Source organism: Mycetohabitans sp. B2, assembly GCF_021733735.1.
Lineage (GTDB): Bacteria > Pseudomonadota > Gammaproteobacteria > Burkholderiales > Burkholderiaceae > Mycetohabitans > Mycetohabitans rhizoxinica.
Genome location: NZ_JAHKSP010000041.1, coordinates 58,709 through 78,542, shown reverse-complemented (window position 1 = coordinate 78,542; position 19,834 = coordinate 58,709). Strand labels below are relative to the sequence as shown.

At 61.0% G+C, this 19,834-nt stretch carries 15 protein-coding genes, 1 tRNA gene and 1 pseudogene; 9 read left to right on the top strand and 8 right to left on the bottom strand.

Annotated features, from left to right (window positions below; all coding sequences use genetic code 11):
• Positions 1-35: 35 nt before the first annotated feature.
• Positions 36-833, top strand: coding sequence for a serine O-acetyltransferase (cysE, locus tag KPG66_RS08325; protein WP_237070614.1), 798 nt, complete (start codon positions 36-38; stop codon positions 831-833).
• Here the strand turns inward: cysE and KPG66_RS08320 are convergent.
• The 4 genes from KPG66_RS08320 to KPG66_RS08305 form a co-directional block, all read right to left on the bottom strand.
• Positions 817-1,605, bottom strand: coding sequence for a UDP-2,3-diacylglucosamine diphosphatase (locus tag KPG66_RS08320; protein ID WP_237070613.1), 789 nt, complete (start codon positions 1,603-1,605; stop codon positions 817-819). The genes cysE and KPG66_RS08320 overlap by 17 nt on opposite strands.
• A gap of 16 nt (positions 1,606-1,621) precedes the next feature.
• Complete coding sequence (locus tag KPG66_RS08315) at positions 1,622-2,113, bottom strand: peptidylprolyl isomerase (RefSeq protein WP_041753667.1); 492 nt, start codon at positions 2,111-2,113, stop codon at positions 1,622-1,624.
• Positions 2,114-2,174: 61 nt separating this feature from the next.
• Positions 2,175-2,771 (bottom strand): peptidylprolyl isomerase, encoded by a 597-nt coding sequence (locus tag KPG66_RS08310; protein WP_237070611.1) that lies wholly within the window; start codon positions 2,769-2,771, stop codon positions 2,175-2,177.
• Between the two features lie 97 nt (positions 2,772-2,868).
• Positions 2,869-3,612 carry a tetratricopeptide repeat protein gene (locus KPG66_RS08305; protein ID WP_237070610.1) on the bottom strand — a complete coding sequence of 248 codons (744 nt, stop codon included), beginning with the start codon at positions 3,610-3,612 and terminating at the stop codon, positions 2,869-2,871.
• 244 nt (positions 3,613-3,856) lie between these two features.
• Between KPG66_RS08305 and cysS the strand changes: the two genes are divergently transcribed.
• The 6 genes from cysS to KPG66_RS08275 all read left to right on the top strand — a co-directional run bounded on the left by cysS (position 3,857) and on the right by KPG66_RS08275 (position 10,583).
• On the top strand, positions 3,857-5,257 hold the full coding sequence (gene cysS / locus KPG66_RS08300) for a cysteine--tRNA ligase (protein WP_237070608.1): 1,401 nt from the start codon (positions 3,857-3,859) through the stop codon (positions 5,255-5,257).
• 41 nt (positions 5,258-5,298) lie between these two features.
• Positions 5,299-6,279 (top strand): DNA-3-methyladenine glycosylase family protein, encoded by a 981-nt coding sequence (locus KPG66_RS08295; protein WP_442929424.1) that lies wholly within the window; start codon positions 5,299-5,301, stop codon positions 6,277-6,279.
• Positions 6,280-6,438: 159 nt separating this feature from the next.
• Entirely contained in the window at positions 6,439-7,410 is a 972-nt protein-coding gene (locus tag KPG66_RS08290) for an acetyl-CoA carboxylase carboxyltransferase subunit alpha (protein WP_013435654.1), read from the top strand.
• Positions 7,411-7,456: 46 nt separating this feature from the next.
• Positions 7,457-8,887 carry a tRNA lysidine(34) synthetase TilS gene (gene tilS / locus KPG66_RS08285; RefSeq protein WP_237070604.1) on the top strand — a complete coding sequence of 477 codons (1,431 nt, stop codon included), beginning with the start codon at positions 7,457-7,459 and terminating at the stop codon, positions 8,885-8,887.
• Between the two features lie 216 nt (positions 8,888-9,103).
• Positions 9,104-10,354 carry an aspartate kinase gene (locus KPG66_RS08280; RefSeq protein ID WP_013435652.1) on the top strand — a complete coding sequence of 417 codons (1,251 nt, stop codon included), beginning with the start codon at positions 9,104-9,106 and terminating at the stop codon, positions 10,352-10,354.
• Positions 10,355-10,489: 135 nt separating this feature from the next.
• Positions 10,490-10,583 (top strand) — tRNA-Ser (locus tag KPG66_RS08275).
• Between the two features lie 166 nt (positions 10,584-10,749).
• Here KPG66_RS08275 and KPG66_RS08270 read toward each other — a convergent pair.
• Positions 10,750-14,154, bottom strand: a complete 3,405-nt coding sequence (locus KPG66_RS08270; protein ID WP_237070603.1) for a DEAD/DEAH box helicase — start codon at positions 14,152-14,154, stop codon at positions 10,750-10,752.
• A 282-nt stretch (positions 14,155-14,436) separates the two neighbouring features.
• On the opposite strand from KPG66_RS08270, the pseudogene KPG66_RS08265 reads away from it, so the two are divergent.
• Together KPG66_RS08265 and KPG66_RS08260 are read left to right on the top strand one after the other, a co-directional pair.
• A pseudogene (locus KPG66_RS08265) lies at positions 14,437-14,568 on the top strand (IS3 family transposase); the annotation flags it as partial.
• A gap of 779 nt (positions 14,569-15,347) precedes the next feature.
• On the top strand, positions 15,348-16,580 hold the full coding sequence (locus KPG66_RS08260; RefSeq protein ID WP_237070602.1) for an RICIN domain-containing protein: 1,233 nt from the start codon (positions 15,348-15,350) through the stop codon (positions 16,578-16,580).
• 290 nt (positions 16,581-16,870) lie between these two features.
• Here the strand turns inward: KPG66_RS08260 and KPG66_RS08255 are convergent, their stop codons facing one another.
• The 3 genes from KPG66_RS08255 to KPG66_RS08245 form a co-directional block, all read right to left on the bottom strand.
• Positions 16,871-17,092, bottom strand: a complete 222-nt coding sequence (locus tag KPG66_RS08255) for a DUF3079 domain-containing protein (RefSeq protein ID WP_237070601.1) — start codon at positions 17,090-17,092, stop codon at positions 16,871-16,873.
• Between the two features lie 63 nt (positions 17,093-17,155).
• Positions 17,156-17,422: a hypothetical protein gene (locus KPG66_RS08250; protein ID WP_237070600.1), complete on the bottom strand. Its 267-nt coding sequence runs from the start codon at positions 17,420-17,422 to the stop codon at positions 17,156-17,158.
• Between the two features lie 58 nt (positions 17,423-17,480).
• The gene (locus KPG66_RS08245) at positions 17,481-19,832 is read right to left on the bottom strand and encodes an FdhF/YdeP family oxidoreductase (protein WP_237070599.1); all 2,352 of its coding nucleotides are present in this window, start codon (positions 19,830-19,832) and stop codon (positions 17,481-17,483) included.
• Positions 19,833-19,834: the final 2 nt, after the last annotated feature.

Genomic DNA, 19,834 nt, shown 5'->3' with positions numbered 1-19,834 from the left:
CAATACAATGACCCGCCTAGGCTCTGTGACTCGCTATGTTCGACAAACTTCGCGAAAACATCGCCACTATCCGCCAGAAGGATCCTGCTGCGCGCGGCACGTGGGAGGTACTGACCTGTTACCCCGGGTTGCACGCACTGATGTTCCACTGGCTCGCGCACCGTTGCTGGCGGGCGGGGTGGCGTTGGCTCGGGCGCTTCGTGTCGCACCTGGGGCGGTTTTTTACCGGTATCGAGATTCATCCGGGCGCGACCATCGGCCGACGGGTTTTTATCGATCACGGGATGGGTGTCGTGATTGGCGAAACGGCCGAAGTGGGGGACGATTGCACGATTTATCAAGGCGTCACGTTGGGGGGCACGTCGTTGTCGCGCGGCGCCAAGCGGCACCCGACGCTGCAAGCCGGCGTGATCGTCGGCGCGAACGCGCAAGTGCTCGGTGGTTTCACGGTCGGCGAGGGCGCGAAGATTGGGTCCAATGCGGTGGTGGTGAAGCCGGTGCCCGCCGGAGCGACGGTGGTCGGCAATCCGGCGCGCGTGATTGTGCCCAACGTGCCATCGCCCGGCGCCACGCCCGTCAACGGGGTGGGCGGCAAGCATGAAGGCATGCCGTTGCAACAACCCTTTGTTGCGTATGGCTTGATGCCGAACGCCGACGACCCAATGTCGCTAGCGATTCACGGACTGATCGATCATGCCGCGCAGCAGTCGGGTCGGATCGACGAGTTGGTGGCAGCGCTCGAGCGCCTGGGTGCGCGTCTAGAACAACTCGACGGATGCCAGGCCAGCATCGCGGACCTGCGTAAGCTCGGCGAGGTCATTCAAAACAAGTAGCCCGCGTCGGGCCGCCGCAGACATCGAGCGGCAGTGCGCGGATGCCATCTGCGTCGATCCTCAGGTAACCGCCACGCGGTGCACCGTGGTCTAGCTCCCAGTCTGGCAGCACCCAGCGCGCGGTGCCATGCTGGTGATGGCAAGCGGGCAAATGCGTGTGGCCATGGATCATCGTGCGGGTATGGGTCGCGGCGAACAGGCGGGCGAGCGCGTCAGGTGTCGCGTCATATCGCGGCGACGGTTGCGCCGGTCGGGCGAGGCTCTTGCGTCGCATGCGCTCGCCGACCCTTTCACGCCAGCGCAACGGCAGTGCGAGAAATAGGCTTTGCGCGAGTGCAGTGCGCGCGACGCGGCGAAATCGTTGGTAGCCGACATCGGCCGTGCACAGCGCGTCGCCATGCGTGAGGACGATACGCTCGCCAAAGGCGGTGATGACGAATGGATCAGGCAGCGGCATTGCGCCCGCAGCCGCCATGAAGCGGCGGCCGAGCAGGAAATCGCGGTTGCCATGCATCACGTACAGCGCGATGCCGCGTTCGGATAGCGTATGCATCAACTCGGCGATATGTCGTGCAAACGACGACGCGAGCATCTCGTCGCCGATCCAATACTCGAACAAGTCGCCGAGAATGAATACCGAATCGGCGTCGCGCGCGGTGATGCGGATGAAATGCTCGAACGCATCGACGGTACGCGGCAGCGCCTCGCTCAGATGCAGGTCGGAGATCAGCAGCAGCGCGCGCGACGCGGCGCCGTTATCAGCGGGATTCAACGCGCGCGTCCCGGACTCAGACGATGACGGCCTTCTCAATCACGACGTCCTCTAGCGGCACGTCCTGGTGAAAGCCACGCGCGCCAGTGCGCACCGCCTTGATTGTGTCGACCACGTCCATGCCTTCGACTACCTTGCCGAACACGGTGTAGCCCCAGCCTTGCGGCGTCGGTGCGCTGTGATTCAAGAAGTCGTTGTCGTTGACGTTGATGAAGAACTGGGCGCTTGCCGAATGCGGATCGTTGGTGCGTGCCATCGCAATCGTGCCGACCTCGTTCTTCAGTCCGTTGTTCGCCTCGTTGTCGATCGGCGCATCGGTCTGCTTTTGCTTCATGCCGGGTTCGAACCCGCCTCCCTGGATCATGAAGCCGTTGATCACACGGTGGAACACCGTGTTGTCATAGTGACCCTTCTTCACATAGCTCAAGAAATTATCGACCGTCTTGGGCGCTTTTTCGGCGTTCAACTCCAGCTTGATGACGCCGTGATTCGTGTGTAGTTCGACCATGTTTGCTCCTTGTGCGTGTTGGTTGAATGAGGGCTGAATCCGGTTGCGCTGCAACGTGTTCTTACTTGGACACCACCGTGGCCGATTGGATCACGATGGGCTTTTGCGGGACGTCCGAAAAGCTGCCGCGCGTGGTGGTGGGCGTTGTCTCGATCTTCTTGACGACATCCAAGCCGGAGATGACTTTGCCGAATACCGCGTAGCCGTGGCCGTCAGGATTCGGGTAATCGAGATTTGGATTATCGACCGTATTGATAAAGAACTGGGCGCTCGCCGAGTTCGGGTCGTTGGTGCGTGCCATCGCGATCGAACCGGTCGTGTTCTTTAACCCGTTGCGGCTTTCCAGCGAGATCGGCGCTCGCGTGGGCTTTTGCTCCATCTCCGGCGTGAAGCCGCCGCCCTGAATCATGAAGCCGCGAATGACGCGATGAAAGATCGTGTTGTTGTATTGGCCCGATGCTACATACTGGATGAAATTATCGACTGTGCGTGGCGCTTTTTCCGGATACAGTTCGACGCGAATCTCGCCCATCGACGTCTTGAACAGCACGTTCGGATGGCTTGCGCCCGCCTGGCGAGTTCCGGCATGGGATTGTGCATGCACCGGCGCTGACGCGATGAGCGCCGTGCCAAGCAGCGCGGATAGCAGCAGTTTCATGTTTCGGTTCCTGTGTTGGGGGCATCGGTTGAAAAAACGCTTCGTGCGCCGCGTGCAGCGCAACACACCCGCGACGGCGCGGGCCGGGGCGGACGGATCAAGGTTGTGCCGTCTGCGGCGCCATATAGGGCGCGAGCGCAGGTGCCGCGCTGGTGCCCGGGACGATCGTCGGGAAGTTCGGTGTCGCGTCCTGCGGTGGCGGCGTGGTTGGCGCAGCCACCGCGCGGCCAGCTGGCGCATCGCTGTCGTCATGCGGGGCATCGGCGGCGCCAGACCGTGCATCGGCGGCGCTAGGCCGTGCCTCGGTGCGCGTCGGCGGGCTCACCAGTTGCACAATCTGCCGGCTACGCCGTGCTGAATACGTGTCATGTGGATCGAGTGCGCTGGCGCGCTTGAACGATTCCGCCGCCAGCCGCAGGTAAATGTCGCCCAGGTTTGCTTGCGCGAGCGCATAGCCCGGACTGGCGCGCAGCGCCGTCTCGAGCACCACGCGGGCTTCATCCAGTTTGCCGCGCTTCACATACAGCGCGGCCAGGTTATTGTACGGTTCGGGCAGTTCCGGATAGGTCTGCGTGAGCGCCGTGTACGCGGCCATCGCGTCGTCGTCGCGGCCCAACTGCGCGAGCACATTAGCGCGCTTGAAGCGCGCCTGCGCATCGCGCGGGTGCGAGCGCACGCGCTCGTCGAGCCGCGTGAGCGCCCCGGCCCAGTCGTGCTGCACGATCGCGGCGTCGATTTCGGGCGTGCCGTCGGCGACGGGGGGCGAAATCTGCGCGTGCGCTGCGCCGGCGACCAAGAAGCTCATTGCCGCAAGCGCGATGCGACTGCGAGTCGTGTTCATAGGCTCTTTTCACGGTGTTATACTTCAGCCCATTCTAACAAAACGTCCGGCTGTTCCCGAGAACAGTCAACGGTCTTCGCGCCATTCGTGGCATTCGTGGTCGCATCCGACCCAGTCGATTCCCCGAACGGATCACGTCGGCGGCCGTGCGGCCGTGCAGCGCTCTCGCGCGAAGCGGTGGCGTATCGCGTGAGTGTCGCGGCCGGCTGCGTTTGACAGCGCTCGGCGCACGCAACGTTTTTCTATGGATCAACTCCGTCTATACAACACGCTCAGTCGCAACAAAGAGACCTTCGTTCCCCTGCACGACGGCGAAGTACGCATGTACGTGTGCGGGATGACCGTCTACGACTATTGCCACGTCGGTCACGGTCGACTGATGGTCGTGTTCGACATGATCCAGCGATGGCTGCGCACGCTCGGCTATCGTGTCACATATGTGCGCAACATTACCGACATCGACGACAAGATCATTCGTCGCGCGGTGGATAACGGCGAGCCGATCCGCGCGCTGACCGAACGCTTCATCGCGGCGATGCACGAGGACGAGGCGGCGCTGAACATCCAACGCCCGGACCATGAGCCGCGCGCCACGCAATTCATTTCGCAGATGCTGGGCATGATTGATGCGCTCGAGCGCAACGGCTATGCGTACCCGGGCCGTGATGGCGACGTCAATTATTCAGTGCGCAAGTTTGCCGCATATGGCCAGTTGTCCGGCAAGTCACTCGAGGACCTGCGCGCGGGCGAGCGCGTCGCGCAGAACGACGCCAAGGAGGATCCGCTCGATTTCGTGTTGTGGAAGCGCTCAAAGGACGGCGAGCCGCCTGACACCGGCTGGGATTCGAAATGGGGGCGCGGACGACCGGGCTGGCACATCGAGTGCTCAGCGATGAGTTGCGCGTTGCTCGGCGAGCGGTTTGATATCCACGGCGGCGGGCAGGACCTACAATTCCCTCACCACGAGAATGAGATCGCGCAGAGCGAGGGCGTGACTGGTCAGCCTTTCGTTAACTACTGGTTGCACAACGGGTTCGTCAACGTCGACAACGAAAAGATGTCAAAATCGCTTGGCAACTTTTTCACGCTGCGCGACGTATTGCAGCGCTATGACGGCGAAGTGATCCGAATGCTGATCCTGCGCGCGCATTATCGCTCGCCGCTGAATTATAGTGACTCGCACCTGGACGACGCGCGCGCGGCGCTCACCCGGCTCTATACGGCGCTCAAGAATGTTGCACCGGATGATCGCGCGTTGGACTGGAGCGAGCGTCATGCGGCGGCATTCCGCGCCGCGATGAACGACGATTTCAACACACCGGTTGCGTTCGCGGCGTTGTTCGACTTGGTCACGGACTTGAACCGTACGGGTGATCCCGCGCTGGCGCGTCAGCTCAAGGGGCTGGCCGGTGTACTGGGCATGCTCGGGCGCGATCCGCGCGAGTATCTACAGGGGCGCGCGCCCACTGCGGATGAGCTGGCGCCGCTCGATGCCGCGCAGATCGATGAACAAATCGAAGCCCGCGCGCAGGCCAAGCGCGCGAAGAACTATGCCGAAGCAGATCGGATCCGGGCGGCATTGCTCGAGGCCGGTGTCGTGCTCGAAGACAAACCGGGCGGAAAGACCGAATGGCGACGCGTGTGAAGCGCAGCGGCGTCGGCATGAGTCCGCAGCCAGGAGGCGAGATGGCAACGGCCAAGAAGGCGGCGCGCAGCACGGAGGCGAAGGCGCCGCCGGATGCGGCGAGCGCGGCGGCGGCAAAGCGCGGCGCTACCCGTACGCGTGTGGCGCGCGCCAATGGGCTTGACGAAGACGCTGCGCCACGACGCGCGCCTCGTGCAGCCTCGAACGCGGAGCCGGCGCGCAATGCGCGTGCGTCGGTGCCGGAGGCCGAACCGGTGCACAACGCGCGTGCGTCGGCGTCGGGGACCGAGCCGGTACGCAACGCGCGTTTGCCAGTGTCGGATGTTAGCCCGGCGCGCAAGGCGGCTGCCCCAGCGTCCGAGGCGTCGGTCCCGGCCACATCACAGGAGCAGGTGTCCACCGTGTCGCGTCCCGAATATTGGGACCGTGCGTGCGCGGACCTGGTCCGTCGCGATCGTATCCTGAAAAAGTTGATTCCACAGTTCGGGCCCGTTCACTTGATGGTGCGCGGCGATCCGTTTATGACGCTTGCCCGCTCCATTGTTGGCCAGCAGATCTCGGTCAGCGCTGCGCAGGCGATATGGGCGCGGCTCGCGGCCGCATGCCCGTCGATTGCGCCGGCGCGCATTGTGAAGCTTGGGCAGCCGCGATTGATCGAGTGCGGATTGTCCAAGCGCAAGTCGGAGTACATCCTGGACCTTGCGCAGCATTTTACGTCCGGTGCGCTGCATGTCGCATCATGGGCGTCGATGGATGACGAGGCGGTCATTGACGAGCTTACGCAGATACGCGGGATTGGCCGCTGGACCGCCGAGATGTTCCTGATTTTTAACCTGATGCGCCCGAACGTGCTGCCGCTGGATGATCTCGGACTGATCCGTGCCATTAGTGTCAATTATTTCAGCGGCGAGCCGGTCACGCGCAGCGAAGCCAGGGAGGTCGCGGCGAATTGGGAGCCGTGGCGGACTGTCGCGACATGGTACATGTGGCGCAGTCTGGAGCCGCTGAGCGCGCAGGCTTAACCCGCGCATCGGGCGCAGGTCGGGCGTGGTGGCGCAATGTCCGCTGTTGGCATTGCATCGAAAACTATCAAAACGCCAATGTGATAGTTCAGAGCCGGTTCCGGTAGGGCGACACGCGGTTAGAATACGCGCTGCCGGATAGTTCAAGGATTCGAACAAATGAAGACCACCTTTCTGGATTTCGAGCAGCCGATCGCTGAGCTCGAAGCAAAAATCGAAGAATTGCGCTTCGTGCAAGACGATTCGGCCGTCGATATTTCGGAAGAGATCGAGCGGCTGTCCAAGAAAAGCCAGCAATTGACGAAGGACCTGTATGCGCACCTGTCACCTTGGCAGGTGTCGCAGATCGCGCGGCATCCTCAGCGTCCCTATACGCTCGACTATGTGAACGAGTTGTTCACGGATTTCCACGAATTGCACGGTGACCGATCCTTTGCCGATGACCTGTCGATCATTGGTGGGCTGGCGCGCTTCAATGGTCATCCGTGCATGGTAATCGGTCAGCAGAAGGGACGCGACACGAAGGAGCGCGCGTTGCGCAACTTCGGCATGTCGCGCCCGGAAGGCTATCGCAAGGCTGAGCGGCTGATGCGGGTGGCCGAGAAATTTAACTTGCCGATTTTCACGTTCATCGACACGCCGGGTGCATATCCGGGCGTGGGTGCCGAGGAGCGTGGTCAGTCCGAGGCCATCGGTCGCAATCTCTATGTGATGGCCGAGTTGAAAGTGCCAACGATCGCGACGATCATTGGCGAGGGCGGCTCCGGCGGCGCGTTAGCCATTGCCGTGGCCGACAGCGTGTTGATGTTGCAGTTCTCGACCTATTCGGTGATTTCGCCGGAAGGGTGTGCGTCGATCCTATGGAAGAGTGCGGCAAAGGCGCCCGAGGCAGCGGAGGCGCTGGGCTTGACCGCGCACCGGCTTAAGGCGCTCGGCCTAATCGACAAGATCGTCAACGAGCCGCTGGGCGGTGCACACCGGGATCCGAAAGGCATGGCCGCGATGCTGCGCCGTGCGTTGGCCGACTCGCTGCGACAGTTCCAGGGCATGAGTTCAAACGATCTGTGTGCCCGCCGCTTCGAACGGCTGATGAACTACGGCAAATACAAGGCCGGCCCGTTCGGCAACTAATGGCGCGATGCGGCATGCGCCGGGTGGTGTCTAGACGGGTAAGCAGATGACGAGTGCGGACGAATCATCGGTCGAGCGTCTGATTCTCGGGGCGGTGGCAGCTCAGGCCACGGCGCTGCATCGCGATGCGTCCGTTGCGATCGCTTTCAGCGGGGGCATCGATTCCACGGTGCTGCTGCACGCGGCCACCCGCGTGCTGGGCGCACGCCGGTGTGTCGCGTTGCACGTTCATCACGGGCTCAGTCCTCATGCCGATGCCTGGCGCAGCCATTGCGCTGACGTGGCGTGCCGGCTTGATGTCGCTTTTGATTGCCGCGCTGTCGCAATCACGCGCACGCCGCAGCACAGCGTCGAAGCCCTTGCGCGTGACGCCCGCTATGCAGCGCTCGAGCAAATGTGCGCGGCCCATCGCGTGCGCGTGCTGTGGCTTGGCCATCACGCGGACGACCAAGCCGAGACCGTACTGTTGCAATTGCTGCGTGGCGCGGGGCTGCCCGGGCTCGCCGCGATGCCGTTACATCGTGTGCTACCGAACGGGCTCATCCACGTGCGGCCTTTATTGCCGGTACTGCGGGCTTCTCTCGACGCGTATGCGCGTCAGCATACATTGCGCTGGATTGAGGATGAATCCAATGCAGACCTTCGGTATGCGCGCAATGCGGTGCGGCGGCATGTGATGCCGACGCTGGCTGTCCATTTTCCCGGGTACCGCGACGCGCTAGCGCGAACGGCCCGGCATGCCGCCGCCGCGCAGCGTCTGCTCGAGGATTTGGCCATGATCGATCTGCGTGCATGCACGTTTGCCAGCCGGCGTGCCGCCGCCATGAAGCGATCCGATGCACCGGTGCCCGTGGGTCCAATGTTATCGCGGTGTGCGCTGGTTGAGCTCAGTCATGAGCGCGCGGTCAATCTGCTGCGGTTCTGGATGCGCGAGGCGGGGCTGGCGACGGCATCCGCGGCGCGCGTCGAGGAAATACTGCGTCAATTGCGTGAGGCCGGGGACGATGCGGCGCTGCGGATCGAGCACGACGAACATTGCCTGCGCCTGTATCGCAACCGGGTTTGGTGGGAACGCCAGGATGACGGGGCGGCCAGTCATGATGCGATGCCGCCGAGTACCGAGTTGCGATGGTCGGGCCAGTCGGTTTGGCGGCTGCCGGCGTGGCGGGGATCGATTGTTTTCATGCCGTGTGGTGCCAACGATGAGCAGGGGGTACAGCGCAGCGTTCTCGAAGGCGCGCCGCTCACGGTACGCGGTCGACGCGGCGGCGAGCGCATGCGCTTGCGCGCCGGCGGTCCGCTGCGCACGTTAAAGAACCTTTTCCAAGAGGCGGCGGTGCCGGCCTGGCGACGCGATGTCCCGCTGTTGTTTGTCGGCGATGCGTTGCTGTGGGTACCCGGGCTGGGCGTCGATCCCAACGTTGCGGGCGGCGGCCGGGTGCGGATCGAATGGCACCCGGACATATTGCTTGCGTGACCTTCGGCTGCAGGCGCATCGCGGCGCGGCACGCATTTTCGCTTGTCAAGTACACCGGCATACGGTAGGGTTACCGGTTTGCTCGTCTGGCTTTACCCGATTTTCATTGATCGGGCAGGCGCGCATGCGCTGACGGCGCCGCTTCTCGTTTGTGCCCTTTTGTCGAACGACCCCGCGTGCGCGCCGGCGTGGTTTCCCCTCTAGTTCATAACGGCAATGGCACTCATCGTACATAAATACGGCGGCACCTCGATGGGCTCGGTTGAGCGCATCAGGAATGTCGCGAGGCGCGTCGCGAAGTGGCACAAGGCGGGTCACCGGTTGGTCGTCGTGCCGTCCGCGATGTCTGGTGAAACCAACCGGTTGCTCGCGCTTGCGAAGGAACTATCGACGCAGCCCAGTGCGCGCGAACTCGACATGATCGCATCGACGGGCGAGCAGGTTAGCGTTGGCCTGTTGTCGATCGCGCTACAGGAAGAAGGCGTCAACGCGGTCAGCTATGCAGGCTGGCAGGTCGCGATCAAGACGGACAGCGCGTTCACGAAGGCTCGCATCAATGAGATCGACGATAAACGCGTGCTGGCCGACCTAGATGCCGGCAAGGTCGTCGTCATCACGGGTTTTCAGGGCGTGGATCCTGACGGCCACATCACCACGTTGGGCCGGGGGGGCTCCGATACGTCGGCAGTCGCGATCGCGGCTGCGATGCGCGCCGACGAATGCTTGATCTACACTGACGTAGACGGCGTGTACACGACCGACCCGCGCGTTGTCGAAGAGGCACGCCGGCTTGATCGGGTCACGTTCGAGGAGATGCTGGAGATGGCCAGCCTCGGCTCCAAAGTGCTGCAGATCCGTTCGGTCGAATTCGCCGGCAAGTACCGGGTAAAGACGCGCGTGCTGTCGAGCCTGACTGATCCGTTGATGCCGCTGGACGACGAAATGCGTTCGGGCACCCTGATTACCTTTGAAGAAGACGAGAAAATGGAACAAGCCGTTATCTCCGGCATCGCCTTCCAGCGCGACGAAGCGCGTATCGCGGTCATGGGCGTGCCTGACAAGCCAGGCATTGCCTACCAGATCCTCGGGCCGGTCGCCGACGCCAACATCGACGTCGACATGATCATCCAGAACACCAGCGTGGACGGCAAGACCGACTTCACGTTCACCGTTGGCCGTGGCGACTACCAGCGCGCGATGGACATCCTGACCCATCAGGCCGACGGACAGGTGAACGCGCAGACGGTGCTGGGCGATCCAAAGGTGTCGAAGGTATCGGTCGTCGGCGTTGGCATGCGTTCGCACGTGGGCGTCGCCAGCAAAATGTTCCGCACGTTGTCGGAGGAGGGCATCAACATCCAGATGATCTCGACATCCGAAATCAAGATCTCGGTGTTGATCGACGAAAAGTACATGGAGCTTGCCGTGCGCGCGCTTCATAAAGCGTTTGAACTCGACCAGGCGTGATCGCGCGGCGGCTGTCGCATCGGCGGCCGCCGACCGTGGCGCGCTCGTTGTAGCGTCTTATGAATTGACGTGATCGCATAGAGCCGTTATGATCTTGCCTTCGTCGCGTGGTCTCCCTACGCGAGCGAAGTTTCGGGAGACGTGGCCGAGAGGTCGAAGGCACTCCCCTGCTAAGGGAGCATCTGGGCCAAAACCTGGATCGAGGGTTCGAATCCCTCCGTCTCCGCCAGTACTTCGGTATAGGCGGTGGAAACCCCGGTTCTTCACGGAGAACCGGGGTTTTCTTTATCTGTCGCCTGTTCCGACTGCTACACAAACCACGTGCGTGTTACACGTAGGCTAGCGTAGATTCGGATGGCAACACAACCGACGCGATGCGGCGGCGTCTACGCGCGCTATGCGTCAAAGAGCAAAGGCGTATCTTCCGCCGACCCGCATGGTTGCGTGTTGGGCGGCAGGCGCACGACGGCCAGCGCGGCGTATAGCTCGCTGGCATAGTCCAGACCCCCCCACTGTTGCGCGTCACCGATCACGTACAGGCGGCACTTGGCACGAGTGATGGCGACGTTGAGCAGGTTCGGTGTGCCGGTTACCCAATTGCGGGCTTTCGCGCCTTGCTGGCCGGGTGCCGTGCCTAATACGAGGAAGACGACGTCGGCTTCCTTGCCCTGAAACGTGTGGACGGTGCCGACCTCGATGCCCTCGAATTTGCCGCGTCGCACGAGATCGCCGCAGGCGTTGGCTACTTTACGCAAGGGTGAGATGACGTAGACGCGGGCCGGTTTGTTGTCCTCACCATGCGCCGGCTCACGCCGCAACATGGTCAGGCACTGGCGCAGCACGTCCAGCTCGTCGTCCGACACTGGATGGTGCACGCGCGTGGAGGCCACGTCGAACCAGGCGCTGTCGCCGAGGGTACAAGAAAAGGGCGTGGGCAGTGGTTGTCCTGCCTCATCGACGCGCCCCTGCACCATCTGGTTGGCGTAGGCGATACGGTTGGCGACTGAGAACATTGGATCGTCACAGCGCCGATGCGTACGCAACGGCATGCCGGTCCAGGTGCGCGTCTCGCTGCCGGTGTATTGGGCCGACTTGCTCACCCAGGAGCCGAACGGCGTGATGCGGTCGGCGAGTGTTTGCGCCGACTCGTCGGCGGGCGACCAGGCTGGATCGACCTGATGGCGGCAACGTAACGCTTGCGTGACGCGCAACGGCACGGTGAAGACCGGTTCGACTTGTAGCGGATCGCCGACGATAACCGCACGGCGGCTGCGCCAAATCGCACCAGCGACTGATTGCGGGGTGGCTTGGCCCGCTTCGTCGATCAGCAGCCATCCGAGACTGTCCTGGCCCATGCCGACGAACAGGCGATCGAACGAGGCGAGGGTCGTGGACACGACAGGCACCACGAAAAACAGGACATCCCACAGCAGTGGCCGTTGATCGGCGAGCAGCTTGTCCTGCAACGTGTTGGTCAGCATGCCGTGCACCACGCGCAGGTTGCCGATGAACTTGCCGGCGTTGGCGAGGATCGTCGCGCGATGCAGTTCGATGGCGTGCAGGAATAGCCGTGCGCGCAGATGATCGAGGGCGGGACTGACTGCGATGCTGGCGCGATGACGCGTCTCGGAAGGCAAGGACCAGAACGCATCATTTGGAAAGTGCTTGGCACCGATCGCATAGCCCGCGTCCAAGGCCTGCTGGTGGACTTGACGCTGCTGCATCAGAGCGGCAAGTTCACGCGATATCGCTTGATGCCGTTCACGCTCGCGTTGAACGGCGGCTTCGCGCTGTGCGATGTCGCGGCTGAGCGCACTGAGTGCCGTGCTGGTTTCGCTCATCGCTCGCGTGGGGGCTTCGAGCGCGTGGCATCGCGCGATCATGCGGGGCGTTTCGCGGCCGAGCCATCGCATTAGGCGGTCCCAGAGCGAAGGGAGATAGGTTGCCTCGCATTGCGCGAGGACCGCCTGATGACTGTGCATGAGGGCGCGCAGGTCGGTCTGTTGCTCGCGCAACGCGGCTAGGGCCTGTTCACTCGCGGCAAGCGTATCCGTCGCGCTTTGCAGGGATGCTTCAAGCGTTTCCCATTGCACGCGGCTGCGATCCAGCTCCCGCGCGGCCTGCTCGGCAGCCACTAGCACGGCGCGCTGCTTTTCGACCTCAGCGTGCGTCTCGAGAAACGCGCGTTTCGCGGTTTCCCATTCGGCCTGATAGCGCGGGTAATCTTGGTCGGCCGCTTCCAAGATCTGCTTCATTGTTGACGGACGATCGTCGCAGAGAGTGTCACGCGGGGTCGCAGCGTCCGTCGTCGTTGTTCCTTTTGCGTCGTCATCGTCGCCGTTGTCCGGCGCATGGATTGCCGTGTCAGCAGTGGAGGTTGGCCGCTTGACCTTGCGGTCGTCACGGAAAAAGCCTGCGGCAAACGATCGCCGATTGCTGGCATTGCCCAGCGCGGCGGCAATGACACCCCAACCTTCAATGGGCTGTCCTTCGTCGTCGAAAACTTTCTGCGCGCAGAAGATTTCGCGGATCACCTCGTCGAAGTAGGCGGCCGGTTCGAATTCGCGGCCGATCTTGGCGCGGGCCGGTAATGCCTGCGTGATGTTTGTGACGGCGTTGTTGTTGTTGCTCGTGACGACGATGGACGTGCCGTCGATCACGGCGCGCTTGAGTGGCGAAAACTTCATGCCGGCCATCTGCACTGGCTTGTCGAACAAGGTCGCGGGTTTGTCGAGTGCGGCGATCCGCCGGGCGCGTGCCGTGACGATGTCGGCGATCACGTCGCACAGCAGGGTGGTCTTGCCGGTGCCGGGCGGACCGTTCACGCCGAGGATGCCACTGTCCGGGCTCAGGGTGTGCAACACCTGCGCGACGGCGGCCTGTTGCGCGAGCACCAGTGGGTACTTGGAAGGTGTTGGCCAACGTGCGGATGGCAGGCGCGCGGCGCTGACCAGTTGCGCCATCGTAGCGTGCTCGGTGAGGACGTCCATCCGTTCTTCGGGCTTGATGGCTGCGCCCAGATAGCGCGTGAGCGCGGCGCCGAACGGTTGCTGCTTTTGGGCTTGATCGATCAGCCGGTCGAGATCGTCCAGATAGAATGAGTTGAGGAACTCGGTAGTCGCTTCCTGATTGTCTTTGAGCTTGCTACGCTTGATCCGGCTGGTGCGTACAACGACGCGCCAGTCCAGCGCGGCTTGTTTCGCATCCTCGCCGAGCAGCGCACAGACCACGTCACGTTCGGTCTCCAAGTCTTCCCATCGCAACGGTGTGCCTGATAAGGACGCTGTGCTTTCGTTGCGCCCGTTCGTCGGTGCAAGACGATGGCAGCGTTGCGCGAACTCTTCTTGCGCGCGCTGTAACCGTGCGTTGATGTTATCCAGCGTACCGGTCTCGCGAAACGCATCGACACCGTGCGCGAAGCTCGCGGCCAGGTAGCTGTAGGGCAGCGGTACGCCGCGCTCGTTGGCGACGAAAGCGGCCAGCCACCCCTGGCCGCTCATGCGTTGCACTTCACGTTCGCTGAGATCGTCAGCTGGCACGATGCCGCGCAACATGAGGCGGGCTAGGTCTTCCACATCAGCAACACCTATGTAGACGGCGTGCAGGAACGCGTACTGTTTGGTGGGTGCGAATTCCTTGCGATGCCAGGGAAGCGTAGCCTGAGGGCCACGGCGCCGCAGCGTGCTGACTTTGATGTGCGCCGTATTCTCTTTTGCCGTCGGAGCGGTTGGAATATTGAAGATTTCCAGGTCGCGCCAAAACCGCAGGACGCGCAGAGGTTCGTCGTTCGTGTTGTTCAAGGCTTGCCTCGCCAAAATCCGGGGTGGGGCGCGTAGTGACGACAGGCACGAGGACGGAGAGGACGAAGCGATGTCATGATGCCTGCCATGGCAACCAGGGCGCTCCTGCTGAGGGGGCATTATGCCAGTACAAGTGAGCGCGTATGAGGCTGACCGAAAAAACTGGGCCATTTAAAAGTAGAAAAATCTGGCATGATGCAACCTTGACAAGCAGAAGGTCATGACGTGAAGAAGAGCCGATACACTGAAGAACAGAGGGTAGAAGTATAGGGGCTTGGGCTTGTCAAGGCAGACAATGGCAATGAATTCATCTCCAAAGTGCTCGGCAAGTGGGCGTATGAGAACGGCGTCAAGTATCGATTTTTTCACGCCGGCAAACTAACCGATAACACGAAGAACAAGTCGTTCAACGGCGAATTGGTTGTGCATAAGCTCATTCTACACAAATGGTCTTAGGCGGAGCGAAGCTGCAAATGGCGACACACTTGAACGTCGGGCAGCTGTAAGGCGGTGCTGCCCCCGCCGTGATTTGTTGCAAATGAAACCAGTTTCATCCAAGGTAAGTCAGTATGATTTTGCGTGAGAGGTGTAAATAAACACTGTGTTCATGCGATCATCAAACGTGCGAATGAGATCCGATGTAGAGGGAACAGGTACTGCTCTTTTAAAATTTGTCGTTTCAATTAAAGATGACAAGCTTGCGTTTGCCGTACCGGGCGTCTATAGTCAAAACAACCTTATTCAATGAAGCGGCGCACGGTAGCTAAGCATCATGCTTGGACAGGGTGTGAGTGGATCACACAATAGGTGCTCTAACAGTGAACGGATGCATTGTAGTAGCCGTTCTTGCTGGTTATCGCAGTGAGTATGTAATCAAACGATGAGGTGTCCGTCTCGTGAGAGCGGACGCAACAGAGTTCAATTTGCGATATATAGAATTTACAGTGTGAGTGTAAAAATGAAGAAGAATCGTAGTTCCAAAGAATTGTGCAGGATTATGCAGGGCCATACATATTCACGAGCCTGCTGGCAGCGTGATAACCAGACACTCCGCTTGAAGGCCTCAAGCGATTGTTTAAACAAGCGGGCTACTTCTTGATCCACTCTGGATGGAAATTATTTTAATTTTTTAATTAAAATTATAAAAAATGAAGGGCAATTTCTAAACTTTAAAATTTAAAAGGATAGATATCATGCATCGGATAACCATCGTTACAATGACATTTGCTGGCGCTTTAGGTTGCGTAACATGTGTATCGGCCTTTGAGACGAAGGGATCCGCCTATGGGCTGATAGAAAGCAAGTACAAGCAGGAGGCAAATCAGGCTAGTTGCATGCGCACCTTCGAGGGCAGTACATCCGTACGGATTGGTGCCTGCAAGGCTCAGGGAGGGCCAAGTGATTACACCTCCATGAGGCAATGGCGGCTCGTGGAGCAGGAAGGCGGCACTTATCTAATCCAGAATAAGTATCGTAACGATATGGGGGCTGGCAGCTGCCTACAAGCCCTCCCAGAGTCGACAGACCTGATTGTGGGGAGTTGTGACGGTAATGCCTCTGCTCCATTATCGACAAAGCAGTGGAGATTGGAAGGCGGTACCTTTCGACTCGCAAAAAATCTTTACAAGGAAGGTGTGCAGCCAAGCCATAATTGTGCCCGTGTCTATGCCGGCAGCAATGTAGAGATACAGATTGGTGCGTGCGATGCGCAAGGCGGGCCCAGTGATTACACCTCCATGAGACAATGGCAATTCGCTATGTTTCCCCCGCCTGTGACACCGGGTGGGATGGCATCGCTCTCTTACCGCATTCCTACCACCCCGCCGATCACCCAAATCACCTTCCCCATCACCGTGGTCCGTGCTCCAGATGCCGCTGGCTACTATTTTGCTCAGCAGTACGGTTTTTCAGGCGGCGGCGTGGGTTACATGGGTGTTCGCCCGCGACCGGGTGGAAAGTCGCTTGCGGCTTTCTCGGTGTTCGGCAGCGGAACGGAAGTAGTCGATACCACTCATTGCAGCAGCGGCGCAGATGGCGGAAAAGGTGTCAGTTGTTCGGCCGAGCACGAGTTAGTTCACGGGCGGAAGTATCTTCTCACCATTACCCAGGACCCAGCTGACTCACGCGTATGGCGAGGCAGCATTACCGACTCTGTAACGTATCAGCAAGTCGCGCTCGGCGCCTACAAAGTACCGGCGACATGGGGTTCACTGTCTCCCAGCCAGGGCGGATTCATTGAGTACTATGCACAATTAAGCTCCTGCGCAAGCATTCCCCGGGCTGAAATACTCTTTTCACCACCTTATGGCTCCGATGGGCGGGCCGGCTGGTTCTATGCCCAAAATGAATATGGGCGGTGCCAGGGGAAAATGAATTATTTCCATGAAGTACGAGGCGAGGACTCTTATTTCAGAGTGGGTTTTTAGAGTCAATCGTAATGAGAAAGCTCGCGAATGCGGGCTTTCTCACGGAATAAATTTATAATCTTAGTGTCAATAGCGAATGAGTTTATCCAATCGCCTAATAAGAATCCCAAATAAGTTGGGTGCTTTCAAGAGACTGGCCGCGATGGCTGGGCGACGTTGGCGCTGGTGCTCGACTACCATACGTGTGAATTGCTAAACTGGCATCTGTCGCGCAGCGTTAAGCGCCAACCCAGCCTCGGGGTGGTTCACATCGCTGTTGAGGCGGGCGACCCTGCCTAGCGGAGGGCAGCCTAGCGGACGGTGGCACTGTTGGGCCTGACACATCTGTCGCCCGGGCTGACCTCAAATCCCCAGTCACCGTGTTCGTACCAGTCGTCCCCGAGCAATTCGGCTGGATGCCGGGTGCGGCTCTGCCCGTTGCCGCAGCGCATGTCGCTGGCCGGGCAGTAGTGGTCACAGCCCCAGCAGATCCGCTCCGGATGCAGCGGGCGCAGCGGAAATACCTTAGCCATGCGTTTTCTCCGAGCGTTCGATTGTGACGACGCAAAGCATCATTATCTCGCCTTTGTCACGGATCAAAACTGAGTCGGAATGACGCGGAGGTAGGCTCCGGCCTTCCGCCGGGCGTGAACGGCCAGCAGCAGGCTGACGTTGTTACTTGCTGCGTTGATGTCGTCATCTGTGTCCGAGATGACGTAGCGCGCGAAGCAGCACCGTCGCCGGCATTGTCCTGGCGCGCAGTCGATGGCGTAGCTTTTGCCATTGGATGGGACGAGAGCCAGCGCCAACGCATCGGCATTGCACATGCGCTGGCGCTTGAACCGGCGTTGTTGACCATGCACGGCACTTTCATTGCGCGTGTGTAAAACAGGGAGCGGGTGTCCCTGCTGTCGTTGCCGTCTATCCAGGAGACGACGCGCCGTCGTCCGATGGATTGGTGTCGCGGCGGCCGTCGTCGCGCAGTATTCTGACCGGAATCGACTTCGCGGCCGGCACCTTGCTTTGCTTGGCATGATGCCACAGCGGCAGCAACACATTGCACTCGGGGTAGTAGCCGGCAATGCAACCGGGTGGCACATCGTAGGCGTGCACGCGCAGACCGCTAAGGCGCCGCTCGACGCCATCGTTCGCGATGGTCTGCAGCGTGATCATGTCGTTCTCATGTAGGCCGCGACGGCGGATGTCGTCCGGGTTCATTAGCACGACCATTCGTGAGCCTTGGATGCCGCGGAAGCGGTCATCGTGTGCGTAAATCGTCGTGTTGAACTGACTGTCGCTGCGCAGTGTCATGAGCCGTAGCGCATCCGGCTCGCGCTGCGGCATGTCCGGGTCCTCACCGAGCGTCGCGGGCACGAGGAATTCGGCCTTGCCCGATGCCGTGGCAAAGCGCCGCTCGCGTGCTGGCAGCGGGCGCGGGAAACCACCTGGTTGCCACATGCGCAGCTCGAAGTCCTCAAACATGTCCGGATAGGTTTGGACGATCTCACGGCGCACTAGCGCATAATTGTCGCGCCACGCGTCCCAGTCGGGCCCCAGACGCGGGTCCAGGGTGGCCTTCGCCATCTCGGCGACGATGTAAGGCTCCGAGCGCAGCTTGTCGCTGGCCGGCTGCGCGTAGCCACGGGAGCCGTGAATGCAGGCGGTGCTGTCTTCCATCGACACGGCTTGTTCGCCGCTTGCCTGCCGGTCGATTTCGATGCGGCTCAGGCAGGGCAGCACATAGGATATCTCGCCCGGCAACAGGTGGGAGCGGTTCAATTTGGTGGCGACGTTGACCGTGAGCCGCAGCTTGCGCCAGGCCGGCTCGATGCGTGAGCGGTCCGGCACGGAGCGGACTAGGTTGCCGCCAAGGTTCAGCACCGCGTCGATCTTGCCGGCGAGCATGGCCTCGAATGTTTCGACGGTGTTCAGCCCTTTTTCTCGAGGTGGCTTAAACGCGAATTGCTCGGCGAGCCGGTCCAGCGGCGCAAGCTCCGGCTTCTCGGTGATGCCGACCGTGCGTTGTCCCTGCACATTCGAGTGCCCACGCACCGGCGAGGGCCCCGCGCCCGGCTTGCCGATGTTGCCGCGTAGGAACAACAAATTGCATAGCAGACGCACGTTTTGCACCCCCAACCGATGCTGCGTGAGGCCCATGCCGTAGTGGGCGATTACCGCGTTGGCCTTCATGTATTCGGCCGCCGCAGCCTGCAGCGCGTCACGCGTCAACCCGCTGGCCGCCTCGATGTCGGTCCATGCTGTGTTGCGCAGGTAGTCGGCGAATGCGTCGTAGCCGGTCGTATGTTGTTCGATAAACGACACATCGATCTTCCGCGGTGCGCCGCTTTGCCGCGCCTGGTCGTCGGCGTCGATCACGGCCTTGCAGAGGCCGATGATCGCGGCGCTGTCACCGCCGTTTCTGACTTGATGGTACTGCGTGCTGATCGGCGTGCTGGCCGGGGTGAGCATCTGCACGGGCGACTGTGGATTGGCAAAGCGGATCAGTCCCGGTTCGCGCAGTGGGTTGAACGTGATGATCGGCACACCGCGTTCGCGCGCGTGCTGCAGCGGATGCAGCATACGCGGGCTGTTGGTCCCGACGTTTTGGCCGAAGAAGAACATCAAATCGGTTTTGTCAAAGTCCTCGAGCGTGATCGTGCCAACACCCACGCCGATGGCTTCCTGCAAACCGACGCTGCTGCTTTCATGACACATGTTCGAGCTGTCCGGCAGATTGTTGGTGCCGAAAAGACGCGCAAACAGTTGCAGCATGTACGCTGTTTCGAGCGACGCGCGCCCTGACGTGTAGAACACCACCCGCGCGGGATCTAGCGCGCGCAATTCGCGGCCGATTTCATTGAACGCCTGCTGCCAGCTCACTTCGACGTACTTGTCCTGTGCGCGGTCGTAGCGCAGGGGCGCGGTGAGGCGACCCGCTGCCTCCAAATCGTGGTCATGCCAGGTGGCCAATTCGCTGATCGTGTGAACGTCAAAAAAGTCCGGCGTCACGCGCTTTTTCGTGATATCCCACGCGGTGGCTTTCGCCCCGCTTTCACAAAACTCAGCCAGGTGCGGCCGCGCAGGCTTTGCCCATGAGCAGCCTACGCACATGTAGCCATCGGGTTTGTTCTGATGAATCAGCAGGCCGCTATCCTTGAGCGCGACTTTTTCCTTCGTAAGAATGTCGACGACCGCCTTCAGCGAGCCCCAGCCGCCCGATGCATAGGGGTAAGCTGCACGCTTGGATTTCGGGGCGTCTGGTGTATCTGGCATGG

What these genes read in the sequence shown, in the direction of transcription:
- KPG66_RS08315 (WP_041753667.1), bottom strand. Translation starts at nt 2,113, where the DNA reads ATGGTCGAACTACACACGAATCACGGCGTCATCAAGCTGGAGTTGAAC.
- KPG66_RS08260 (WP_237070602.1), top strand. Translation starts at nt 15,348, where the DNA reads ATGCATCGGATAACCATCGTTACAATGACATTTGCTGGCGCTTTAGGT.
- KPG66_RS08305 (WP_237070610.1), bottom strand. Translation starts at nt 3,612, where the DNA reads ATGAACACGACTCGCAGTCGCATCGCGCTTGCGGCAATGAGCTTCTTG.
- cysE (WP_237070614.1), top strand. Translation starts at nt 36, where the DNA reads ATGTTCGACAAACTTCGCGAAAACATCGCCACTATCCGCCAGAAGGAT.
- KPG66_RS08245 (WP_237070599.1), bottom strand. Translation starts at nt 19,832, where the DNA reads ATGCCAGATACACCAGACGCCCCGAAATCCAAGCGTGCAGCTTACCCC.
- KPG66_RS08310 (WP_237070611.1), bottom strand. Translation starts at nt 2,771, where the DNA reads ATGAAACTGCTGCTATCCGCGCTGCTTGGCACGGCGCTCATCGCGTCA.
- KPG66_RS08290 (WP_013435654.1), top strand. Translation starts at nt 6,439, where the DNA reads ATGAAGACCACCTTTCTGGATTTCGAGCAGCCGATCGCTGAGCTCGAA.
- KPG66_RS08255 (WP_237070601.1), bottom strand. Translation starts at nt 17,092, where the DNA reads ATGGCTAAGGTATTTCCGCTGCGCCCGCTGCATCCGGAGCGGATCTGC.
- cysS (WP_237070608.1), top strand. Translation starts at nt 3,857, where the DNA reads ATGGATCAACTCCGTCTATACAACACGCTCAGTCGCAACAAAGAGACC.
- KPG66_RS08280 (WP_013435652.1), top strand. Translation starts at nt 9,104, where the DNA reads ATGGCACTCATCGTACATAAATACGGCGGCACCTCGATGGGCTCGGTT.
- KPG66_RS08295 (WP_442929424.1), top strand. Translation starts at nt 5,299, where the DNA reads ATGGCAACGGCCAAGAAGGCGGCGCGCAGCACGGAGGCGAAGGCGCCG.
- tilS (WP_237070604.1), top strand. Translation starts at nt 7,457, where the DNA reads ATGACGAGTGCGGACGAATCATCGGTCGAGCGTCTGATTCTCGGGGCG.